The organism is Novosphingobium sp. IK01, from assembly GCF_033242265.1.
Lineage (GTDB): Bacteria > Pseudomonadota > Alphaproteobacteria > Sphingomonadales > Sphingomonadaceae > Novosphingobium > Novosphingobium pituita.
In genome coordinates, this window is sequence record NZ_BTFW01000001.1 from 484441 (window position 1) to 505180 (window position 20740).

At 68.5% G+C, this 20740-nt stretch carries 20 protein-coding genes; 5 read left to right on the top strand and 15 right to left on the bottom strand.

The window, feature by feature from the left end; all coding sequences use genetic code 11:
• The first annotated feature begins 90 nt into the window (after positions 1 to 90).
• The 5 genes from SBI20_RS02235 to SBI20_RS02255 all read left to right on the top strand — a co-directional run bounded on the left by SBI20_RS02235 (position 91) and on the right by SBI20_RS02255 (position 7664).
• Positions 91 to 2490: a TonB-dependent siderophore receptor gene (locus tag SBI20_RS02235; protein WP_317973510.1), complete on the top strand. Its 2400-nt coding sequence runs from the start codon at positions 91 to 93 to the stop codon at positions 2488 to 2490.
• 52 nt (positions 2491 to 2542) lie between these two features.
• Positions 2543 to 3697, top strand: a complete 1155-nt coding sequence (locus SBI20_RS02240; RefSeq protein ID WP_317973511.1) for a purine nucleoside permease — start codon at positions 2543 to 2545, stop codon at positions 3695 to 3697.
• Positions 3694 to 5067, top strand: a complete 1374-nt coding sequence (locus SBI20_RS02245; protein ID WP_317973512.1) for an 8-oxoguanine deaminase — start codon at positions 3694 to 3696, stop codon at positions 5065 to 5067. The genes SBI20_RS02240 and SBI20_RS02245 overlap by 4 nt, the downstream gene beginning before the upstream one ends.
• A gap of 36 nt (positions 5068 to 5103) precedes the next feature.
• The gene (locus tag SBI20_RS02250) at positions 5104 to 6504 is read left to right on the top strand and encodes a nucleobase:cation symporter-2 family protein (RefSeq protein ID WP_317973513.1); all 1401 of its coding nucleotides are present in this window, start codon (positions 5104 to 5106) and stop codon (positions 6502 to 6504) included.
• 104 nt (positions 6505 to 6608) lie between these two features.
• Positions 6609 to 7664 (top strand): aromatic ring-hydroxylating dioxygenase subunit alpha, encoded by a 1056-nt coding sequence (locus tag SBI20_RS02255; protein ID WP_317973514.1) that lies wholly within the window; start codon positions 6609 to 6611, stop codon positions 7662 to 7664.
• 38 nt (positions 7665 to 7702) lie between these two features.
• Here the strand turns inward: SBI20_RS02255 and ubiM are convergent, their stop codons facing one another.
• The 15 genes from ubiM to cbiE are packed head-to-tail and all read right to left on the bottom strand — an operon-like array spanning position 7703 to position 20739.
• Positions 7703 to 8965 (bottom strand): 5-demethoxyubiquinol-8 5-hydroxylase UbiM, encoded by a 1263-nt coding sequence (gene ubiM, locus SBI20_RS02260; protein WP_317973515.1) that lies wholly within the window; start codon positions 8963 to 8965, stop codon positions 7703 to 7705.
• A gap of 14 nt (positions 8966 to 8979) precedes the next feature.
• Positions 8980 to 9498 (bottom strand): bifunctional adenosylcobinamide kinase/adenosylcobinamide-phosphate guanylyltransferase, encoded by a 519-nt coding sequence (gene cobU, locus SBI20_RS02265; RefSeq protein WP_317973516.1) that lies wholly within the window; start codon positions 9496 to 9498, stop codon positions 8980 to 8982.
• Position 9499: 1 nt separating this feature from the next.
• Complete coding sequence (locus SBI20_RS02270; RefSeq protein WP_317973517.1) at positions 9500 to 10957, bottom strand: cobyric acid synthase; 1458 nt, start codon at positions 10955 to 10957, stop codon at positions 9500 to 9502.
• Positions 10945 to 11904, bottom strand: coding sequence for an adenosylcobinamide-phosphate synthase CbiB (gene cbiB, locus SBI20_RS02275; RefSeq protein ID WP_317976019.1), 960 nt, complete (start codon positions 11902 to 11904; stop codon positions 10945 to 10947). The genes SBI20_RS02270 and cbiB overlap by 13 nt, the downstream gene beginning before the upstream one ends.
• On the bottom strand, positions 11897 to 12889 hold the full coding sequence (locus tag SBI20_RS02280) for an aminotransferase class I/II-fold pyridoxal phosphate-dependent enzyme (RefSeq protein WP_317973518.1): 993 nt from the start codon (positions 12887 to 12889) through the stop codon (positions 11897 to 11899). Before SBI20_RS02280 ends, cbiB begins: the two co-directional genes overlap by 8 nt.
• On the bottom strand, positions 12886 to 13611 hold the full coding sequence (locus tag SBI20_RS02285) for an adenosylcobinamide-GDP ribazoletransferase (RefSeq protein ID WP_317973519.1): 726 nt from the start codon (positions 13609 to 13611) through the stop codon (positions 12886 to 12888). The genes SBI20_RS02280 and SBI20_RS02285 overlap by 4 nt, the downstream gene beginning before the upstream one ends.
• Positions 13608 to 14204: a histidine phosphatase family protein gene (locus SBI20_RS02290; protein WP_317973520.1), complete on the bottom strand. Its 597-nt coding sequence runs from the start codon at positions 14202 to 14204 to the stop codon at positions 13608 to 13610. Before SBI20_RS02290 ends, SBI20_RS02285 begins: the two co-directional genes overlap by 4 nt.
• On the bottom strand, positions 14201 to 15217 hold the full coding sequence (cobT, locus tag SBI20_RS02295) for a nicotinate-nucleotide--dimethylbenzimidazole phosphoribosyltransferase (protein ID WP_317973521.1): 1017 nt from the start codon (positions 15215 to 15217) through the stop codon (positions 14201 to 14203). Before cobT ends, SBI20_RS02290 begins: the two co-directional genes overlap by 4 nt.
• A complete protein-coding gene (locus SBI20_RS02300; protein WP_317973522.1) occupies positions 15214 to 15621 on the bottom strand; it encodes a DUF1636 domain-containing protein in 408 nt (135 codons plus the stop codon). The genes cobT and SBI20_RS02300 overlap by 4 nt, the downstream gene beginning before the upstream one ends.
• Before the next feature lie 27 nt (positions 15622 to 15648).
• Positions 15649 to 16272 (bottom strand): cob(I)yrinic acid a,c-diamide adenosyltransferase, encoded by a 624-nt coding sequence (gene cobO / locus SBI20_RS02305; RefSeq protein ID WP_317973523.1) that lies wholly within the window; start codon positions 16270 to 16272, stop codon positions 15649 to 15651.
• The gene (gene cobF, locus SBI20_RS02310; protein WP_317973524.1) at positions 16265 to 17020 is read right to left on the bottom strand and encodes a precorrin-6A synthase (deacetylating); all 756 of its coding nucleotides are present in this window, start codon (positions 17018 to 17020) and stop codon (positions 16265 to 16267) included. The genes cobO and cobF overlap by 8 nt, the downstream gene beginning before the upstream one ends.
• Positions 17017 to 18336 carry a cobyrinate a,c-diamide synthase gene (locus tag SBI20_RS02315; RefSeq protein ID WP_317973525.1) on the bottom strand — a complete coding sequence of 440 codons (1320 nt, stop codon included), beginning with the start codon at positions 18334 to 18336 and terminating at the stop codon, positions 17017 to 17019. Before SBI20_RS02315 ends, cobF begins: the two co-directional genes overlap by 4 nt.
• On the bottom strand, positions 18333 to 19103 hold the full coding sequence (cobM, locus tag SBI20_RS02320) for a precorrin-4 C(11)-methyltransferase (protein WP_317973526.1): 771 nt from the start codon (positions 19101 to 19103) through the stop codon (positions 18333 to 18335). The genes SBI20_RS02315 and cobM overlap by 4 nt, the downstream gene beginning before the upstream one ends.
• Complete coding sequence (locus SBI20_RS02325) at positions 19100 to 19507, bottom strand: cobalamin biosynthesis protein (RefSeq protein ID WP_411911486.1); 408 nt, start codon at positions 19505 to 19507, stop codon at positions 19100 to 19102. The genes cobM and SBI20_RS02325 overlap by 4 nt, the downstream gene beginning before the upstream one ends.
• Positions 19504 to 20739 (bottom strand): precorrin-6y C5,15-methyltransferase (decarboxylating) subunit CbiE, encoded by a 1236-nt coding sequence (cbiE, locus tag SBI20_RS02330; protein WP_317973527.1) that lies wholly within the window; start codon positions 20737 to 20739, stop codon positions 19504 to 19506. The genes SBI20_RS02325 and cbiE overlap by 4 nt, the downstream gene beginning before the upstream one ends.
• Position 20740 lies beyond the last annotated feature (1 nt).

Consider the following 20740-nt stretch of genomic DNA (forward strand, 5'->3'; position numbering starts at 1 on the left):
GTTCGACAGATGATCACAGAACAAATGGGAGCGTATCACTCCGGCTTCAGGCATCGTGCCAGACCTCGCCGGGCGCTCGTAGGCCTGGCTTTGCTGGCCGGAACGGCGCTGGCCCGTCCAGCCCTGGCCGACGATGCCACGCCGCCGCCTGCTGCCGATGATGCGCAGAAGGAAATCGTCGTCACCGGCTCGCTGGGCGCGCTTCCGCTCAAGGATGTCGGTTCGGTCTTCGGGTTCGACAAGACCCTGGCCGAAACGCCGCGCTCGGCCTCGACGGTCAGCTCCGAACAGCTCGAACGCTTCGGCATTACCCAGATCTACGATCTGGTCAGCCAGGTTCCCGGCACGTTCACCAGTTCGTTCTTCGGCACCGGCGGCGCGCTCGACATTCGCGGCACGCCCGGCGAAGTCTATTTCCGTGGCATGTTGCGTCTGGAAAATCCCGGCAACTATCCCACCCCGATTGCCGCTGCCGACCGCATCGACATCGTGCGCGGCCCGGCCTCGCCGATCTATGGCCCGTCGAAGACCGGCGGCTACATGAACTTCGTGCCCAAGACCGCACGTGCGGCCAACGGGACTTATGCGCCCGATCCGACCGGTTTCGTCAGCTATGAAACCGGAAGCTGGGGCCGCAACGTGTTCAAGGCCAATATCACCGGCCCCGGCAAGATCGGCAACCACCAGTTCGGCTACAGCCTCTATGGCGAGGTCGAGGATTCGGGCAGCTATTACCGCAACATTCACCCGCGCAACCTGGTTCTTTCGGCGGCCTTCGACACCGACATCACCTCGAACCTGCGCGTCGAGTTTGGCGGCATGTACCAGAAGTTCCGTGGCCAGCAGAACGGTGGCTGGAACCGCCTGACGCAGGATCTGGTCGACAACGGCACCTACATCACCGGCAATGCCAGCAACGCGCTCGACACCAACCACGACGGGCAGATTTCGCGCACGGAAGCACGCGCGGCCAATGGCGGCGCTGGTCTTGTCGCTTTCGGTTCGTTTGCCTGTGGCGGCCTCGACGGACCTGGGGGCTGGACCGATGCCTGCCTGCGCGCCAACTATCCCGACATGGCGCTGCAAAACCACGGCACGACCACGCTGAGCAAGCGCAATACCCTGACGGGCCCGAACGACAAGCTCAACAACGACCAGAAGACCGGCTACTTCGACCTGATCTGGACGGGCCCCAAGAAGCTGGAGATCAAGAACCAGCTCTTCTACGATGGCACCAAGAACCTCAACGAGAACTATTACGGTTTCTCGCAGTTCATCAATTCCTACGTCATTGAAGACAAGATCGTCGCTTCTGACAGCTTCACCACCTCGCTGATGAAGCTCTCGGTTCAGGGTGCCACCTCGCTGCGCTACACCCACTTCAAGTTCGGTGACGACTTCGGCGTGGAACTGTGGAACCGCCCGGACATCACCACCGGCTATACCGATGCTTCGACGCGCCAGCTTTCGACCGATTGCGAATGTGACTATTCCGACTATCTCAAGGGGCACTACCTTGATGTCGGCGTGGCGGGCCTTGTCGATGCCGATTTCAACTTCGGCCTCGACATCATCGGGGGCCTGCGCTGGGATCATGTCCATGCCAAGTCGACCGCGATCCTCAGCAAGTACGATCCCACCGGCCTGCCGAGCATTCCCGAGGCCAGCGGGTCGGACAGCGGCCTGTCGTGGAACACCAGCGTTTCCTATCGCACGCCGATCGGCCTGATCCCCTATTTCACCGCCTCGCGCCAGTCGACGGTGGTGGCCGGGGAAGGGGCGGAAATCCAGCCTGCGGCGATCGCTTCGGGCACGTTCCTGTCGGCCTCGCGCCTGCTGGAAGCGGGCGTGAAGGGCGAATTCCTCAACAAGCGTCTCTATGCCGCGCTGTCGGTCTACAAGCAGGAACGCACCGATGTCGTTTCCGACAGCCCGCTGACCAACCAGTCGATCCGCACCAAGGGTGTGGAAGCCGAACTGCGCTGGTCGGTCGACCGCCACCTGCTGGTGAGCGCCAACTACACCTATATCGACGTGGTGAATATCTCGGCGCTGGCCGGGGCCTATTTCAACTACTTCGGCATCGGCGATTTGAGCAACGTGGCCAGCCCCTGGCTGGCGCTCGGGGGAAGCCAGATTGGCAACCTCTATCTCACCACCAATTCGCAGGCCCGCCGTCCGGGCATTCCGCACAACGTGGTGTCGGCCACGGGGACATATGCGTTCGACAACGGACTGGCGGTCAATGCCGACCTCAGCCACGTCGACTCGGTGTTCTCGGGCTATAGCCAGCAGGTTCGCCTGCCCGGCTACTGGCTGCTCAATGCCGGGGCCTCGTTCACCACGGGCCGCTGGATGCTGCGTGTGGTGGTCAAGAACCTCAATAATGCGCGCTATTTCCGGGCCGGTGGTCAGGATCTGTTCGGGGCCGACATTGCCCTGCCGCAGCAGCCGCGCAGCTTCCAGGCGACTCTCCAGTACAAGTTCTGATCGTTCAACCCTTGGGGCGGCCCAGTGCCGCCCCGTTTTCGATGGAAATATCATGATGGTGCAGATGAAGGCCTTTTGGCGCGGAGCAATCGGCCTGGCACTTGCCGGTGCGGCAGGAAGCGCGGTGGCACAGGCCAAAGGGGCGGCATCTGCACCCGCGCTTCCCGCGCAAGTGAGTGCGGCGCTGGCGTGCAAGCCGGGCGGGGCCTGCGCGGCGCGCATTCCGGTCAAGGTGGTGGTGGTCACCATGTTCGAGATCGGGCAGGACACCGGCGACGCGCCCGGCGAGTTCCAGTTCTGGCGCGAGCGGCGCAAGCTCGACGTGCGCATTCCCTTTCCGCAGTCCCACCACGACCTCTATTACAACCCCAGGAGCCAGATTCTGGGCATGGTGACGGGCATGGGCTCGATCCGCTCGGCAACGGCGACCCTCGCGCTCGGCCTCGACCAGCGTTTCGACCTTTCGCATGCCTATTGGCTGGTGGCCGGGATCGCCGGGGTGGACCCGCATCAGGCGACCATCGGTTCGGCGGTCTGGGCGCACTATCTGGTCGATGGCGATCTGGCGCACGAGATCGACGCGCGCGAAATGCCCAGGAACTGGCCGAGCGGCTATTTCCCGCTCAATGCCAAGGGGCCGCTCGACAAGCACCCGCAGAGCGCCGAGGAAGGCGAGATGTTCGCGCTCAACGCGGGCCTTGCCGACTGGGCCTATGGCCTGACCAAGGGCATCACGCTGCCCGACAGCGCCGATCTGGCCAAGGCCCGCGCGCCCTACACCGACACACCCGAGGCGCTGGCCGCGCCGCGCGTGATGACCGGCGACAACCTCGCTGCGATGACCTTCTGGCACGGCGCGATGATGACGCAATGGGCGCACGACTGGGTCGATTTCTGGACCGGGGGCAAGGGCACGTTCGTCACCTCGGCGATGGAGGAGACCGGTACGTTCCAGTCTATCGACTATCTTTCGCGCGTGGGCCGGGCCGATCGCAACCGCGTGATGGTGCTGCGCGGGGCGTCCAATTTCACGATGCCGCCGCCCGGCGTGTCTGCGGCGACCAACCTGCTGAAAGAAAACGAGAGCTATTCGGGCATGAACGCCTCGCTCGAAGCGCTCTATACGGTCGGTTCGAAGGTGGTCGATACCCTGCTGGCCGATTGGCCGCGCTATGAAAAGATGCCGCCCAAGGCCCCGGCACAATGATGGCAGGAGAGGCAGGCAAGACGCGCGCGATCGTCCATGCCGACGTGATCGCGCTGATGGATGATGCGGGCACCGAGATCGCCGATGGCGCGCTGGTCTGGCGTGACGGGGTGATCGTGGCCTGCGGGCCAACGGCGGATATGGCCGTACAGCTCGATGGCGTGGAAACCATCGATGCGCGCGGCTGTGTGGTCACGCCCGGCCTCGTCAACACGCACCATCATCTCTACCAGTCGCTCACCCGCGCGGTGCCCGAATGTCAGGACACCTCGCTGTTCGGCTGGCTCAAGACGCTCTATCCGATCTGGGCGCGCTACACGCCCGACGATGTGTTCGATGCGACGCGGCTGGGGCTGGCCGAGCTGGCGCTATCGGGCTGTACGCTTTCGTCCGACCATCTTTACCTGTTCCCCAATGGCGTGCGGCTCGAAGACACGATTGCCGCCGCGCAGACCATCGGCATGCGCTTTCACCCCACGCGCGGGGCGATGAGCGTGGGCGAGAGCCTTGGCGGCCTTCCGCCCGACAGTCTGGTCGAGGCCGAAGGCGCCATTCTGGACGACATGATCCGGGTGATCGACGCATTCCACGACAGCGCCGATGGCGCGATGGTGCGCGTGGGCGTGGCGCCGTGTTCGCCGTTTTCGGTCAGCCGCGAGCTGATGCGCGATGCGGCGCTCCTCGCACGCGAGAAGGGCGTGATGATGCACACCCATCTGGCCGAAGACGTCGACGATGTGCGCTACAGCCTCGAAAAGTTCGGTTGCCGCCCCGGCGATTATGCCGAGAGCCTGGGCTGGACGGGCCCCGATGTCTGGCACGCGCACTGCGTTCAGCTCGATGCGACCGAGATCGCGCTGTTTGCCCGCACCCAGACGGGCGTTGCCCATTGCCCGTGTTCGAATTGCCGTCTGGGTTCAGGCATCGCGCCGGTGCGGGCCATGCTCGACGCCGGGGTGCCGGTGGGGCTCGGGGTCGATGGGGCGGCGTCGAGCGACAGCGGGCATCTGCTGGCCGAGGCGCGACAGGCCATGCTGCTCCAGCGGGTGCAGGGCGGGGCCGGGGCGCTGAGCGCGCGCGCGGCGCTGCGTCTGGCCACGCGCGGCGGGGCTGAAATCCTCGGGCGGCATGATTGCGGGCAACTCGTGCCGGGCAAGCGGGCCGACTTTGCGATCTGGCCGGTCGATGACGTGGCGTCGAGCGGAAGCTGGGACAAGCTCGCCGCGCTGGTCCTCGCGCCGCCTGCCGGGCCGCGGGATGTTTTTGTCGAAGGCCGCGCCATCGTGCGCGAGGGCGACCTCGTGCTGACATCGCGGCGCGAAGTGGTCGCGGGCGCGCAAACCGCGCTGGCCCGGCTGATGGCGGCCTAGCGCCCCCGATATTCGAGTTGAGGAAAGGCAGAACCGATGGCGAGCCATGCACGATCTGACCGGCTGGAGCAAAGGCCCGAGGCCGGGGAGGTCGATAGCAGCCCCGCGCGGGGGCTGACCCTCGAACAGCGGCGCGATCCGGCCTATGTGCCGCCCCTGCCGATGGCGATTGCGCTGGGGGTTCAGCATGTGCTGGCGATGTTCGTCTCGAACATCACGCCCCCGATCATTGTCGCGGGCGCCGCGGGGTTCGGGTTCGGCTCACCCGATCCTTCGGCGCTGATCTACATGATCCAGGCCGCCATGCTCTTTGCCGGGGTGGCCACTTTGCTGCAAACCGTCGGGCTTGGTCCCATCGGGGCGCGGCTGCCGCTGGTGCAGGGCACCAGCTTTGCGTTCATCTCGGTGATGATCCCCATCGTCGCGGGCAAGGGCGTGGAGGGCATGGCCGCGCTCACCACGGCGGCCTTTCTGGCCGGGCTGCTCCATGCCGGGCTGAGCCGGCTGGTCGGGCCGATCCGCTTTGCCCTGCCGCCGCTGGTGACCGGGCTCGTCGTGTTGATGATCGGGCTGTCGCTGGTGCGGGTGGGCATCGAATATGCCGCAGGCGGGGTCGCGCTGCGCGGGCATCCGGCTTATGGTTCGCTCGAAAGCTGGGCTTTGGCGGGCGTGGTCGTGGTAACGACGCTGGGGCTCAAGTTCTTCGGGCGCGGGGTGTTCTCGACGGCGGCGGTTCTGCTGGGGCTGCTCGTCGGCTATGGCGCGGCCCTGGTCATGGGCAAGGTCGATTTCGCGCCGGTGGGGCAGGCGCACTGGGTGATGCTGCCGCATTTCCTCGCCTTTGGCTGGGCGCTGTCGCCTTCGGCCATTGTCGGCTTCTGCCTGATCGGGTTCGTTTCCTCGATCGAATCCATCGGCGATGTCGAGGCGATCTGCGAAAACGGCGCCGGGCGCCGCGCGAGTGACCGCGAGGTGATGGGCGCGGTGGCCGCCGATGGCGTGGGCACGGCGCTCTCGGCGCTGTTCGGGGCCATGCCCAACACGACATTCAGCCAGAACGTGGGCCTGATCGCGATGTCGGGCCTGATGAGCCGCTTCGTGGTGACGCTGGGCGCGCTGTTCCTGATCGTATGCGGGCTTCTGCCCAAGATCGGCGCGGTGATCACCACGGTTCCCATCGAGGTTCTGGGCGGCGGGGTCATCGTGATGTTCGGCATGGTGGCGTCTTCGGCCATCGCGATGCTGTCGGGGGTGGTCTGGAACCAGCGCAACATGCTGATCGGCGGGACGGCGCTGTCGCTGGCGCTCGGGCTTCAGCTCGAACCCGAGGCGCTGGGCCATCTGCCCGAAACGGCGCGGATTCTGCTGTCTTCGGGGGTGATGCCGGTGGCGGTGATTGCGGTGGTGCTCAACCTGATCCTGCCGCAGGAGATCTGACTGCTCTCAATTTTGCAATGCGGCGTTAAAATCATTGCGTTTGATCGAGCGCCTTGGGGGCTTCATCGTCTTCGGGACGGTTTAAAACAGACAAGGTACTGGTTATGGCTACGGCCCCTCTCACCCGCGCCCCTGCGAGCCCCGCGCTCCCCGATGGTTGCACGTTCGATGCGCAGGACTGGGCGATCCTGGCCCGGCACTGGTATCCGGTCGCGCTGGTGCGCGAGGTGGGCGAAACACCGCTCAAGGCCATGCTGCTCGATCAGCCGCTGGTGATCTATCGGGGGGATGATGGCGCGATTGTCGTGGCGCCCGACCGTTGCCCCCATCGCGGGGTGCCGCTCAGCATGGGGCGGGCCAATGGCAAGGGGGTCGAATGCCCGTATCACGGGCTGACCTTCGGCGCGGGCGGGCGCTGTGTCCATGTTCCGGCCCAGCCGCAGCGGGCGATCCCCGCGCAGTTCCATCTGGAGACCTATCCGGCGGTCGAACGCTATGGCCTCGTGTGGACCTGCCTTGATCCTGAAAATGCTGAGCCTGCTCCGGGCGCGATCATGGACATGCCCCATTGGGACGAGGCCGGGTTCCAGCAGATCGTCTGCCCGTGGATCGATATCCATGGCTATGCAGGGCGCCAGATCGAGGGGTTCCTCGATGTCGCCCACTTTGCCTTCATCCATACCGAGAGCTTTGCCGATCCCGACAACGCCCATGTGCCCGACTATCGCCCCACGCGCACCGAACACGGGTTCGAGGCCGAATACTGGAGCACGGTGGCCAACTATCCCAAGGGGATCGACAAGGCGCCGCCCGGATTCCGCTGGCTGCGCCATTTCCGCTGCCATGCACCGTTTACCGCCACGCTGGAGGTTCATTTTCCGGGGCAGGACCGGCTGGTGATCTTCAATGCGGCCTCGCCGGTTTCGGCGCGCGAGACGCGGCTGTTCGTGCCGATTGCCCGCAATTTCGATACCGACCAGCCGGTGCAGGGCGTTTACGACTTCAACCGGCAGGTCTTCGAGGAAGACGCCGCCATGGTCGAGGCGCAATGGCCCGCCCATGTCCCGCTCGACCCGCTTGCCGAAGCCCATCTGGCCGCCGACATGAGCTCGATGTTCTATCGTCGCGCGCTCAAGGACATGGGGTTGCGCCGGGGTTGATCCCCGGCCTGCAGGTGTTTTCAGCCCGCAGGTGTTTTCTAGCGTTGCAGGAGCAGGCGGCTGACCCCGCCGCGCAGGCCGGGAAGCCGGGCGGCAAGGCGCAGGCTGGCCGAGCGGGCCAGGCGCGCGGGCGGCGTTTCGGCGGTGAACAAGTTCACCAGCAAGTTGGTGCCATCGTAGAGCGGGCGCGCGGCCAGCCGCTGCCCGGCTTCATAGCGGCGCAGCAGCAGCGGCGAGGCAAGCGGACGGCCCAACCCGTGCGCGCGGACGACCAGCGCGGCAAGGCTCGCCGCGCTGCGCAGGCCGAGGTTGAAGCCATGGGCGGTCACCGGGTGCATGCCCACGGCAGCGTCCCCGATCAGCGCCGCGCTGGTGCTGGCGAAATGGCGCGACCAGGTGGTCGCCAGCGGATAGGCATGGGGCGCTTGCGCCACGCGCATCTGGCCCAGACGCCCATCGAAACGGCGGGTCAGTTCGGCGCCCAGCGTGGCCGGGTCCATCGCGCAGAGCCGGTCGATCTCTTCGCTGGCAAGCGTGAGCACAGCCGAGGCCATCCGGCCATTGAGCGGCAGAATGGCCTTGGTCTCGCCATGGTCGAACCATTCGGTGGCGATGCTGTCGTGGTTGGCCTCGTGATGGACGCGGCAGCACAGCATCGAGCGCCCGGTGCGGTTGATCTGGGCCGGAATACCCAATTGCTCGCGCACGAAGGAAAACCGGGAATCCGCGCCGACGAGCAAGGGCGCGGCAAGGCGTCGTCCATCGGCAAGGACCACATGCGCGCCGCTGTCGTCTGCGACAAGGGCGGTGATGCTGGCTCCGGTGAGAAGGTCGAGGCCTTCCTGCCGGGCGGTGACCTCGAACAGGGCGCGGCGGATCAGGTGGTTGGGAACCAGCGTGCCGAGGCGGTCGTGGACGCCCCCGCGCGGGTCGAAGGCCAGCGCAAAGGGCGACGCGCCGTTGAGAACGCGCGCCTCGCGCAGCGGGGCGACCTCGTTCTGCGGGATATGCTCCCACGCGCTCAGCGCCTTGAGCGTGTCGATGGAACGGTGGGTAAGGGCGATCTCGCGTCCGTCGAAGGCGGGCTGGGCAAGCGCCTCGCGCGGCTGGCGCTCGACAATGGCGACCTTGAGCGGGCGTCCCCTTTGGCTGGCTCTGGCGAGGCCGCGTGCAAAGGCCAGACCTGCCGGACCGCCGCCGACCACCACCACATCATAATCCATCACGCCGCCGCTTTCCTTGTCGATCCCGGACCCTGACGGCGCCGGGGGAAAGGCGGCATGGCAGGGCGGGTCGTCCATGGAAATGACTGGTGTCAAATTGGCGGGGACTTTAGGGCGAGCGGAAGTCCGGCGGCGAGGAACTGCACTTCATGGGTGCAGGCCGCGACGGTCTGGTTGAGCCGCCCGTTTTCGTCGCGGAAGCGGCGGGCGAGGGCATTGTCGGGCACGATGCCAAGGCCGGTTTCGTTGCCCACGAGGATCACCGGCCCTTGCGCGTCCTCGATGGCGGCGATCAGGTCGTCGCGGGCGCGGGGAATATCGTGTTCGCCCAGCATCAGGTTGGTGAGCCAAAGGGTCAGGCAATCGACGAGGACCACACGGCCCTGCGTGCTGGCCTCGCGCAGGGCTTGCGGGAGGGCGAGGGGGGCTTCCACGGTGGTCCACTGCGGGCCGCGGTCGGCCTGATGGTGGGCGATCCGCTCGCGCATTTCCGCGTCCCACGCTTCTGCCGTGGCGATATAGACGGGGGCAAGGCCGGTTTCCTCGGCACGGGCTTGCGCGTAGCGGCTCTTGCCCGAGCGCGCGCCGCCCAGAACGAACAGGCGGGTCATCTCAGGCTCCCTGATGCGCGATGGCGAGCAGCGCGTCGATATCGACATGCTGTTCGAGGGTTCGGGCGATGGCATCGAGCGCGGCATCGACGCGGGCGGCATGGTCGTGCCCGTCCGAGCGGGCGCCGAGCCGGTCGAGCAGCGCCGCGCGCAGGCCCGTGCTGGCGAGTGCGCCATGGACATAGCTGCCGACTACCCGGCCATCGGGGCTGATGGCGCCATCCGGGCGGGCGCCATCGAGCAGGGCAAACGGGCGCGCGCAATCGGGTCCGGTGGTTTCGCCCATGTGCATTTCAAAGCCGGTGAAAGGCTGGCCCCAGGCCGTGCCGGCCACCTCGCGCAGGGCCTTGCGCGGCGTGAGGACGGTCGTGCAGTCGAGCAGGCCAAGGCCGGGAACCGCGCCGGGCGCGCCCTCGATACCGTGCGGGTCGGACAGGGTCTTGCCCAGCATCTGGTAGCCGCCGCAGATGCCCAGAATGGCCCCGCCGCGCCGGTGGTGGGCGATCACGTCGATATCCCAGCCTTGCGCGCGCATGGCCTTCATGTCGGCGAGGCTCGCCTTCGATCCGGGCAGCACGATCAGCGCGCAATCGCCGGGGATCGGCTGGCCGGGCGGGACCATGACCAGTTCGACTGCCGATTCCGCCTTGAGCGGGTCGAGATCGTCGAAATTGGCGATGCGCGGCAGGATCGGGCAGGCCACGCGGATCGCCCCGCTGGCTGCGGGCGTGGCGCGTTCGAGCACGACTGCGTCTTCGCTTGGCAGGTGGACGGCCTGCGTCAGCCACGGGACGACCCCCAGCCCGGTCCAGCCCGCGCGCGCCTCGATCTGGCGATAGCCATCTTCGAACAGGGCCGGATCGCCCCGGAACTTGTTGATCAGGAAGCCCCGGATCATCGCGGCGTCTTCAGGATCGAGCACCGCGCGGGTGCCCACCAGCGCGGCGATGACCCCGCCCCGGTCGATGTCGCCCACCAGCACCACCGGCACCCCGGCGGCGCGGGCAAAGCCCATGTTGGCGATATCGCCCGCGCGCAAGTTGATCTCGGCGGGGGAACCGGCGCCTTCGACGACGACGATATCGGCCTCGTCGGAGAGGCGAGCAAAGCTTTCGAGCACGTGGGGCAGGAGGCTCGCCCGCCCCATGCGGAAATTGCCGCTGCCCAGCGTGCCTTGCACGCGGCCATGGACGACCAGTTGCGAGGTGCGGTCGGCCTGCGGCTTGAGCAGGACGGGGTTCATGTCGGTGTGAAGCGGCACCCGGCAGGCGAGCGCCTGAAGCGCCTGCGCCCGCCCGATTTCGCCGCCTTGCGGGGTGACGGCGGCATTGTTCGACATGTTCTGCGGCTTGAACGGGCGCACGCGCAGGCCCCGGTTGGCCAGCGCCCGGCACAGTCCGGCGACCAGCACCGACTTGCCCACGTCCGAGCCGGTTCCTTGCAGCATCACGGCAACCATGGTCGTTCTCCAAAAGTGAGGGCCGCGACCAGAGCAGCGACCAGCCCCGCCAGCAGCAGGCAGGCGCGGACATAAAGAGCCAGCGCGCGGCGAAGGTCTGCCGCGTTCGCCTGCGCGCGGCCCGTTCCGATCCACGGCTTGTCGTGGGACAGGCCATCATAGGCGACGGGGCCTGCCAGCTTGAGGCCCAGCGCACCCGCCATCGCGGCCTCGGTCCAGCCCGCATTGGGCGAGGCATGGCGGCGGCAATCGCACCACAGCGTGGCCCAGCCACCATGCCCGGCGAGGCAGAGCAGCGGCCCGGCCATCCGCGCCGGGATCAGGTTGAGCGCATCGTCAAGCCGCGCGGCGGCCCAGCCGAAGGCGCGCCAGCGCGGTTCGCGGTGGCCGATCAGGCTGTCGGCGGTGTTGATCGCCTTGTAGGCCCAGGCGCCGGGAAGCCCGCCCACGACCAGCCAGAACAGCGGCGCGGCCACGCCGTCGCAGAAGCTTTCGGCGAGGCTCTCGATGGCTGCACGCGCCACGCCCGCTTCGTCGAGCGCGGCGACATCGCGCCCGACGATCATGCCCACCGCCCGGCGCGCGGCGGGCAGGTCTTGCGCTTCGAGCGCGCGGGCGACGGGCACGACATGCTGGTAGAGGCTGCGCAGCGCGAGCGCGGGCCATGCCGCCAGCCCCAGCAGCACCCAGCGCCCTGTTTCGGGCAAAAGGGTTTGCAAGGCCATGCTTGCCCCGATGCTGAGGGTCAGCAACAACAGGACCGTGACGACCCCCGCCGCGCGGCGCCAGCCAAAGTCCCAGGTCGCACGGTTCCAGCCCCGCTCGCAGGCCGTGATCAGGCGCGCGAACAGGCCGACAGGATGGCCCACCACACGATAGAGCGGCGCGGGCCAGCCGATCAGCGCATCGAGGCCCAGCGCCACCAGAGCAATGCGCGGATCAGCTATCATGGGGGGGCAAGGCTGCAATCAGCCGCGCGCGGGCGGCCTCATCGGTGGGCAGGCCGAGGCGCAGCCAGCCGGGATGATCCTCGAACGGGCGGGTCAGGATGGCCTGCGCGGCCAGATGCGCGAACAGCGCCGGGCCATCCTTGCAGGCGATCAGGCGGAACAGCGGGCTTTGGCCGGTCGCCTGATAGCCGCGCCGGGCGAGCGCGGCATCGAGCGCATCGGCCTCGGCCACGAGGCGCGCGCGCATCTGCGTGATCCAGCCCGTATCGCGATAGGCCGCCGTGCCGATGGCCAGCGCGGCGGCGCAGACCGGCCAGGCGCCCAGCCTTGCGCGCAAGGTGGCCAGCAGCGGGCGTGGCCCCAGCACGAAGCCAAGGCGCAGGCCCGCCAGACCGAAGAACTTGCCGAACGAGCGAAAGATCACGAGGCGGCGCGCGTCGTCGATCATGGGGGCGAGGCTGTGGCCGGGGTGGGTGTCGACAAAGGCTTCGTCGAGCGCGGTCCAGCCCGGCCGCGCTTCGACGAGGGCAAGCAGATGGTCGCGAGACAGCAGGCGCCCATCGGGGTTGTTGGGATTGGCCAGAATGAGCGTGGCCGCCGTGCTGGAGGCCATGGCCTCGGGCGCGATGGGGGTGCTGCCCGCGATCATCGCGCCATGGGTGCGATAGCCGGGCACGCCATGGGCGGCGTCGCGGGGGAGCAGGTCGGCGGCGAGGCGCAGGCCGATTTCGGTACCCGGCACCGCGCAGACATGATCGGGATGGCAGCCGAAATGGGCGGCGGCGGCTTCCTCCAGCGTGGCAAGGGCCTGTTCGTCGGGCAGGGCGCGCCAGTCGATGGGGGAGCTTTGCGTTTCGGGCCAGCCCCAAGCCCATGGATTGATGCCGGTCGAAAGGTCGAGCCAGTCTGCCGCTTCGCCCCCGAAGCGGGCGCGGGCGGCAGACAGGCCGCCGCCGTGCCATGTCCAGCGATTCGTGTTCATCGCAAGGCTCCGATGGCTCCGATGGAAAGGGCGAGCAGCAGCAGGCTTTCGACCAGTTCGATCCCTGCGCCCATGCCATCGCCCGAAATGCCGCCGATGCGGCGCAGGATCCAGCGGCGCCACAGCGCGATGGCCGGGACCGTCGCCAGCAATCCGGGGGCAAACCATGCCGCGCCCAGCAGGATCAGCCCCCAGAGCGCGAGATCGACCGGGCGGATCACCCCGGCAAAGCGCGCGCCCAGCCCGGCGTGAAGCGGGGTCATCGTGCGCGTCCAGACGAGTGGGGCAATCCGCGCGGCAAAGGGCACCGCGATCAGCGGCAGCCAGACCCCCTGCACGATCAGCGCATGGAGCAGGACCAGCTTGGCGAGCGCCTGAAGCACGAGGGCGCTGGTGCCAAAGCTGCCCAGATGCGGATCGGCCAGAACCTCGCGCACGCGGCCCGGGCCTTTGTGGGCGGCGCCCGCCGCATCGGCGATGTCGGCGAGGCCATCGAGATGGAGCGCGCCGGTCACGCCCACCCAGACGACCAGCCCGGCCAGCGCGCCAGTCCAGGGATCGACATGGGCGCCAAGCCAACTGGCGCCTGCCACAATCGCGCCGATCACCCCGCCCACGGCGGGAAACCAGCGCATCGAGGCGGAAAATTCAGCGTCGCTGACGGTCAGGCGCGGGCCGGGCAGGCGCGTCATGAACTGGAGGGCGATCAGCAGGCCCTTCATGCGGGCTCTCCGGCGCAAAGCCCGGTGATCTGGGCCATCATGGGGTTTCCGGACATCGGATTTCCGGGCCAGACCCTGAGCGAAAGCAGGCTGGCATAGGGCAAGTCGAAGGCCCAGACCTGATCATAGGAAAACCCGCAAAGGACCGTGAGCGCCGCGCGCATCGCCCCGGCGTGGGTGACGATCAGGGTATCGCCGGTTGCCCCTTCGGCCAGCGCGGCCCGCACCCGTGCGACCAGCGCCGACCATCTCTCTCCTTCGGGTGGGGGGAAGGCATCGGGATCGGTCTGGAAGGCCGACAGGCTGGCCGGAGGGACGGCTGCGGGTGAAAGGCCATCCCATGCGCCAAAGTCCATTTCGCGCCAGCGCGGATCGATCTGGGGCGCAAGGCCCCTGCCTGCGCCGATGGCCCGTGCCGCTACGCGCGCGCGGGCCAGATCGGAGCAGACGAGGTGCTCAAACGACAGTCCGGCCACCGCCCTGCCGCAGGCGGCTACGCCCGCCCCGGTCGGCGCGGCGTCGGTCCGCCCGAGCAGGAGACCGGGAACTTCGGGCGCGCCATGGCGCAGCAGGTGGAGCCGGAACGCGCTCACAGGCTCTTTTCGACCCCCGCATCGGCAAAAGTCGCCATCTGGGCATGGGCGGCGAGCGCGGCGCGGATTATCGGCACGGCGAGCGCCGCCCCACTGCCTTCGCCCAGTCGCAGGCCCAGCGAGAGCAACGGGGAAAGGCCAAAGGTTTCAAGGATGCGCACATGGCCCGGCTCTGCCGAGCAATGCCCGGCAAGGCAATGGTCGACGATGGCCGGATTGTCGACGAACAGCGGCACCAGCGCCGCGCAGTTGATGAAGCCATCGAGCACGACCGGAATGCGCTGCGCACGCGCGGCGAGGGTGGCCCCGGCCATGGCGGCCACTTCGCGCCCCCCCAGACGGCGCAGGGTTTCGAAGGCATCGCGCGGGGCATCGGCATGGAGCGCCAAAGCCTGTCCGACAACGGCGGCCTTGCGCGCGACCCCTTCGGGATCGAGCCCGCTGCCCGGCCCGACCCAGTGGGCCGCGCTGCCGCCAAGGCTGTGGGCGCACAGGGCCGAGGCCGAGGCCGTGTTCCCGATGCCCATTTCGCCCACGGTCAGCAGGTCGAGATCGGGCGTGACCACGGCGGCCCCGGCATTGAGCGCAGCGAGGCATTCTTCCTCGCTCATCGCCGGACCCTGGGTGAAATCGACGGTGGGGCGGTCGAGTTCGAGGGGGACGATGGTCAGGTCCATGCCGGCAAACCCGGCGAGCGCGTTGATGGCCGCGCCCCCGGCGCCATAGTTGGCGACCATGGCCTGGGTCACGCTGACCGGAAAGGCACTGACGCCATGAACCATGAAGCCGTGGTTTCCGGCAAAGATCGCCGTGCGGCCCTTGTCGATCGCGGGGATCGTGCGGTTCTGCCATCCGGCCATGAAGATCGCGATGTCTTCGAGGCGGCCGAGCGAACCGGCCGGCTTGGTCAACTGGCTCTGGCGTTCGCGCGCGGCCTCGATGGCCGCTTCATTCGGGCCGGGCAGGGCGGCGAGGGTCTGGGCAAAGGCGGCGCGGGTGGGAAAGAAGCTCATGCTGCGACAAATCCGGCTGGAGGGGTGCGGGTGATGAAGTGGCCTTTAACACCTTGGGGCCATTGGCGAAACGGAACCTGCCCATGCTCGCTTTGCGAGAGCAGCAGGGTGTAGTCGAGGATGGCGGTGGCGGCCTCCTCGCCCGGCTCGAAGCGGCCCATGACATAGCCGATCTTGCCCGGCGCGCGGACATGGACGGTGCAGAAATCACCGCAGGCAAACAGGCAGGGCATTTCCTGCACGGCGATCCCGGCAAAGCGTTCCTCGCCCGACTGGACCGCGCGCAAGGCTTCGACCAGACGCGCGCCGCCGCGCTGGCCTTGCGCGTCCTCGCGTTCGGTCTTGCTGTGGCGGCAGGTGTTGCAGGCGACGACCGCGGGGCCGTCTTCGACAGGTTCGAGCATGATGGGGGGCCTTTTCGTGCGGGGAAATCAGAATTCGATGCCGGGCTGGGCTTTGACGCCCGCGCGGAACGGATGCTTGACGAGGGTCATCTCGGTGACGAGATCGGCGGCCTCGATCAGGGCTTCGGGCGCATTGCGGCCGGTGACGATCACGTGCTTCATCTCGGGCCGCGCGGTCAGCACGGCGAGCACTTCGTCGAGCGGCAGGTAATCGTAGCGCAGCACGATGTTGAGTTCGTCGGCCACAACCATCGCAATGTCCGGGTCGGCGATCAGGCGCTTGACTTCCTCCCACGCGGTGCGGGCGGCGGCGATGTCGGCGCTGCGGTCCTGGGTGTTCCAGGTGAAACCCTGCCCCATCGGCTGGAACGTGACCTGCTGGGGGAAGGCCTCGAACACGGCCTTTTCGCCGGTGTGCATGGCCCCTTTGACGAACTGGACGACGCCGACTTTCATCCCGTGGCCAATCGCGCGCACGACCATGCCGAGCGCGGCGCTGGTCTTGCCCTTGCCCTTGCCGGTGTGGACGATCAGCAGGCCCTGTTCGCGGGTCTTGCTGGCCAGGATGGTGTCGCGCGCCGCCTGCTTCTTGCGCATCTTGGCCGCGTGGCGGGCGTCCTGCTCTTCGGAAGAGGGGGATGCTTCAGGCATCGGTCTGGTCCTTTTTCAGGAGGGAAATGTCCATGATCCAGCCATGGCGGGCGCGAAGCTGCGCGCGCAGGCGGGCAATGCGCGGGGCGGCCAGCGCGAGGGGGCCGTGGTCGAGCGCCTCGGCCTCCATGCCCAGATAGGCGCCCCACCACACGGTGATGCCCTCGGGCGGCAGGGTTTCGAGGGTGGTGCCATCGTCGAGCATCACGACCACGCAAGTCGCCCCTTGCGGCCAGCCATGGCGGCGCAGCATGCGGGCCGTGGTGATGGTCACGGCGCCGCCCAGCGGGTTGAGCGGAATGGCATGGGCCGCGCAGAGCGCTTGAATGCTGGTGATCCCCGGAACAACCCGGATGGTCAGCCTCATGCCGCTTGTCGCCAAGCGCCGGGCGATCCGCAAGGTGCTGTCGTAGAGCATCGGATCGCCCCAGACGAGCAGGGCGAGGCTGCCGCCCTGGGGCAGGTGCGCCTCGATTTCGGCGCGCCAGAGGGCGGTGATCGCCGCGTGCCAGTCGTGGACGGCGCCGAGATAGGCGGCGGCGCCATCGCGCACGGGCATGTCGAATTCGACGATCCGGGGGCCTTCCAGTCCGGCGCAGAGCGTGCGGCGCAGGTCGATCAGATCGGCCTTGTCGCTGCCCTTGCGCGGCAGGAGGATGAGATCGGCCCCGGCCATCGCGCGCCGGGCTTGCGCGGTCAGGTGGTCCGGGTTGCCGGTGCCGATGCCGATCAGGGTAAGGTCGATCATGTGGCCGCTCCGATCAGGTGGAAGAACGTGCCGGTGACCATGCCCCGGCGCGAGCCGGTCTCGGGCAGTTGCGCGCCATTGGCGTCTTCTACGCGGGCCAGCGGTTCGTCGCGCTGCTCGACAATCGTCGAATAGTGGAATTCGTGGCCGCGCAGGGCTGTTCCGGCGGGCAGCGCGCCGATGGGGGCGTGCAGGCGCGCATGGCGATAGCCCAGATGCATCTGGCGCCGGGCATGGCTGGTGACGAGGCCGAGCAGCCCGGCCATGGCGTGCGATGTTCCCGCCTTGTCGATCAGCGCCTCGCCCAGCACCATGTAGCCGCCGCATTCGCCATGGACGGGGCGGGTCTGCGCGTGGGTGCGCAACCCGCTCAGGAAGGTCTGCGCGGCGGCGATGCGGCCTGCGTGCAATTCGGGATAGCCACCGGGCAGCCAGACCAGATCGGCCCCGGCATTGGGTGCCTCGTCGGCCAGCGGCGAGAACGGCAGGATTTGCGCGCCCGCCGCCTGCCAGCCTTGAAGGAGATGGGGGTAGAGGAACGAAAAGGCCGCGTCGCGCGCCACCGCGATGCGCTGGGCCGGTGGGGGCATGGGCGGGGAAGGGGTATGATCGGGGGCCTGCCCGGATGCGGCGGCGCGCAGGGCATCCAGATCGACATGATCGCGCAGAAGGGTGGCCAATGTGTCGAGCGTGGCGTCCAGATCGGGATGCTCCATCGCCTGCACCAGCCCGAGGTGCCGTTCGGGCAGGGAAAGGTCCGCCCGGCGCGGCAGCGCGCCCAGCACGCGCAGGCCCGCTGCCTCCATCCCTGCCCGCAGCAGGCTTTCATGGCGGGGGCTGGCCACGCGGTTGAGGATCACGCCCGCAAAGGGAAGCTGCGGATCGAGCCGCGCAAAACCGAGCGCGGTCGCCGCAGCCGATTGCGCCTGCCCCGAAACATCGAGCACCAGCACCACCGGCCAGCCCATCAGGCGGGCGAGATCCGCGCTCGCGCCATTGCCGGTTTCGCCCGCCTTGGCCACGCCATCGAACAGGCCCATCGAGCCTTCGGCCAGGATCAGGTCGGCCCCGGCCCCTTGGCGGGCAAGGCCGTGGAGCATCGCGGGCGCCATCGCCCAACTGTCGAGGTTGAACGAGGCGCGTCCGCAGGCGGCCTGATGGAAGGCCGGGTCGATATAATCCGGCCCGTTCTTGAACGGCTGCACGCGCAGGCCTTGGTGGGCAAAGGCACGCAGCAGGCCGAGCATGACCGTGGTCTTGCCCGTGCCCGAGGCCGGGGCCGCGACCAGAAGACCGGGGGGGACGGGGGGCATCATCGCGCGCTTTGCGCCTTGCGCGGGCGGAAGCGGCGATCATAGCCGGTTGCATAGAGGCTGCTTTCGGCAAAGTCCTGTGCGCCCAGAACCCGGCCCACCAGGATCAGTGCGGTGCGCTCCATGGTGTCGCCCACGGCCTCCTCGATGGTGGAGAGCGTGGCGCGCACGATGCGCTGGTCGGGCCAGCTTGCCCGCCAGACCACCGCGACCGGGCAATCCGCGCCATATTGGGGCATAAGATCGGCGACCACGCGGGCCAGATTGTGGATCGAGAGGTGGATGGCCAGCGTCGCGCCCGTGGCGGCAAAGGCCGTCAGGTTTTCGGCCGGGGGCATCGAACTGGCGCGGCCCGGCGTGCGGGTGAGGACCAGCGACTGGCCGAGCGTGGGCAGGGTCAGTTCGGCCTCCAGCGCGGCGGCGGCGGCGGCGAAGGCAGGGACGCCGGGCGTGACGGTGAACGGGATATGGGCCGCGCGCAGGCGGCGCAATTGCTCGCCCATGGCCGACCACACCGAAAGATCGCCCGAATGGAGCCGGGCGACATCCTGGCCCGCCTCGTGGGCGCGGGTAATTTCGGCCATGATCGCGTCGAGGTCGAGCGGGGCGGTGTTCACGATCCGCGCGCCTTCCGGGCAATGGCCGAGCACCGCGCGCGGGATCAGCGACCCGGCATAGAGACAGACCGGGCTGGCCGCGATGAGGTCGCGTCCGCGCAGGGTGAGCAGATCGGGCGCGCCGGGACCGGCGCCGATGAAGTGAACGGTCATGCAAGGCTTCCTTGAGGGCTTGCCAGCGCGAGGGCGCACGTGGCGCGGCGGTCGGGCGAAAGGCGGCGGGGGGCGATGAGGGAGGGGGGGAGGGAGGCGTTTGGGCTAAGCATGCGGGCGCCGGCCAGCGCGGCGGCTTCGGCAAGGCTGCCGGTTCCGCGTGCGGCAAGGCTCGTGGCCGAGCGGGTCTGCGTGGGCATGGCCGCCAGCGCCTGTGCCCCGATGGCCAGCAGCGGCAGGCCGAGCGCGTGGGCCAGCGGGGCGAGGCCCTCGGCCTTGTCGTCGGCAGTGGCCAGATGGGTGATGTTTGCTGCGCCATGCTGCGCCAATGCTGCATGCAGCGAGGCAAGGCTGGCGCCCCGGCGGAAGCCGAAACCGGCGACGAGGATGGGGCTCTCGCTCACAGCGTCACGCTCCACTGCACGATGGGATAGCGCGCCTTCCAGCCGCGCCTCGGGCCCAGCGGGGCGGCGTCGGCCAGTTCGATCCGCAACAGGCTGCCCCCGTGCAGGCCTTGGGCCTGCGCCAGCAGCACTTCGGATTCGAGGGTGACGGCATTGGCCACCAGCCGCGTTCCGGCAGGCAGACCAGCGCGGAGCGCATCGAGCAGGGCCTGCGACAATCCGCCGCCGATGAACACCGCGTCGGGCCGCGGATCGGATGGGTCCAATGGCAGGCAGGCAGGCGCGCGGCCCTCGATCACGGTCAGGCGGTCGGCGCCCAGCGCCCCGGCATTGGCCCGCGCGCGGGCGGCGCGGACAGGATCGGCTTCGAAGGCGGTGGCGCGGGTTGAGGGGTGGGCCAGCAGCCACTCAATGCCGATGGAGCCGGAACCCGCGCCGATGTCCCACAAGTGCTCGCCCGCGCGGGGGGCGAGGGCGGCCAGCGTCAGCGCGCGCACGGGGGCCTTGGTGATTTGCCCGTCTGAGGCAAACAGCATGTCGTCGCGCCCCGGCGTGAGCGCCAGCGCCGGGCCGGAGCCTGCACAGGAAAGCCCGACCGCGACCGGGTGGGCGATGTCGGTCAGGGTGAAGGCATCGGCGCGGCCCTCGCGCACCCGCTCGCGCGGGCCGCCCAGCGCTTCGAGGACATGGAGTGTGGACGCGCCGAAGCCCAGATCGGTCAGCCAGCGGGCAAGGTCGCCCACCGCCGCGCCGTCGCGCAGCAGGACCAGCGCGCGGCGGCCCGGCGCCAGATGCGGGCGCAGGCGCGCAAACGGGGCGGCATGAAGGCCAAGGCAGACCAGATCCTGTATCGCCCAGCCCAGCCGCGCGGCGGCCAGCGTGAAGGTGGAAGGGGCTGGATGGGCGATCCATTCATTGGGGGGCAGGCCGGCGACAAGGCTGCTGCCCGCGCCAAACCAGAACGGGTCACCCGATACGAGCGCGACGACCCGCTGGCCCCGCCATTCCATCACGCGCGCCACGCCTTCGCGGAACGGGACTGGCCATTCGTGGGCCGGGCACGTAAGGTGGGGCAGGACCAGACCAAGATGGCGGATCGGCCCGATCACCACATCGGCCTGGGCCAATGCCGCTCGCGCCGGGGGGGAGAGGGCCTCGTAGCCATCCTCGCTCAGGCCCACAATCATCAGCCACGGGGCGTCTTCCCCCGCCCGCTTTGCAGGATCAGCCATG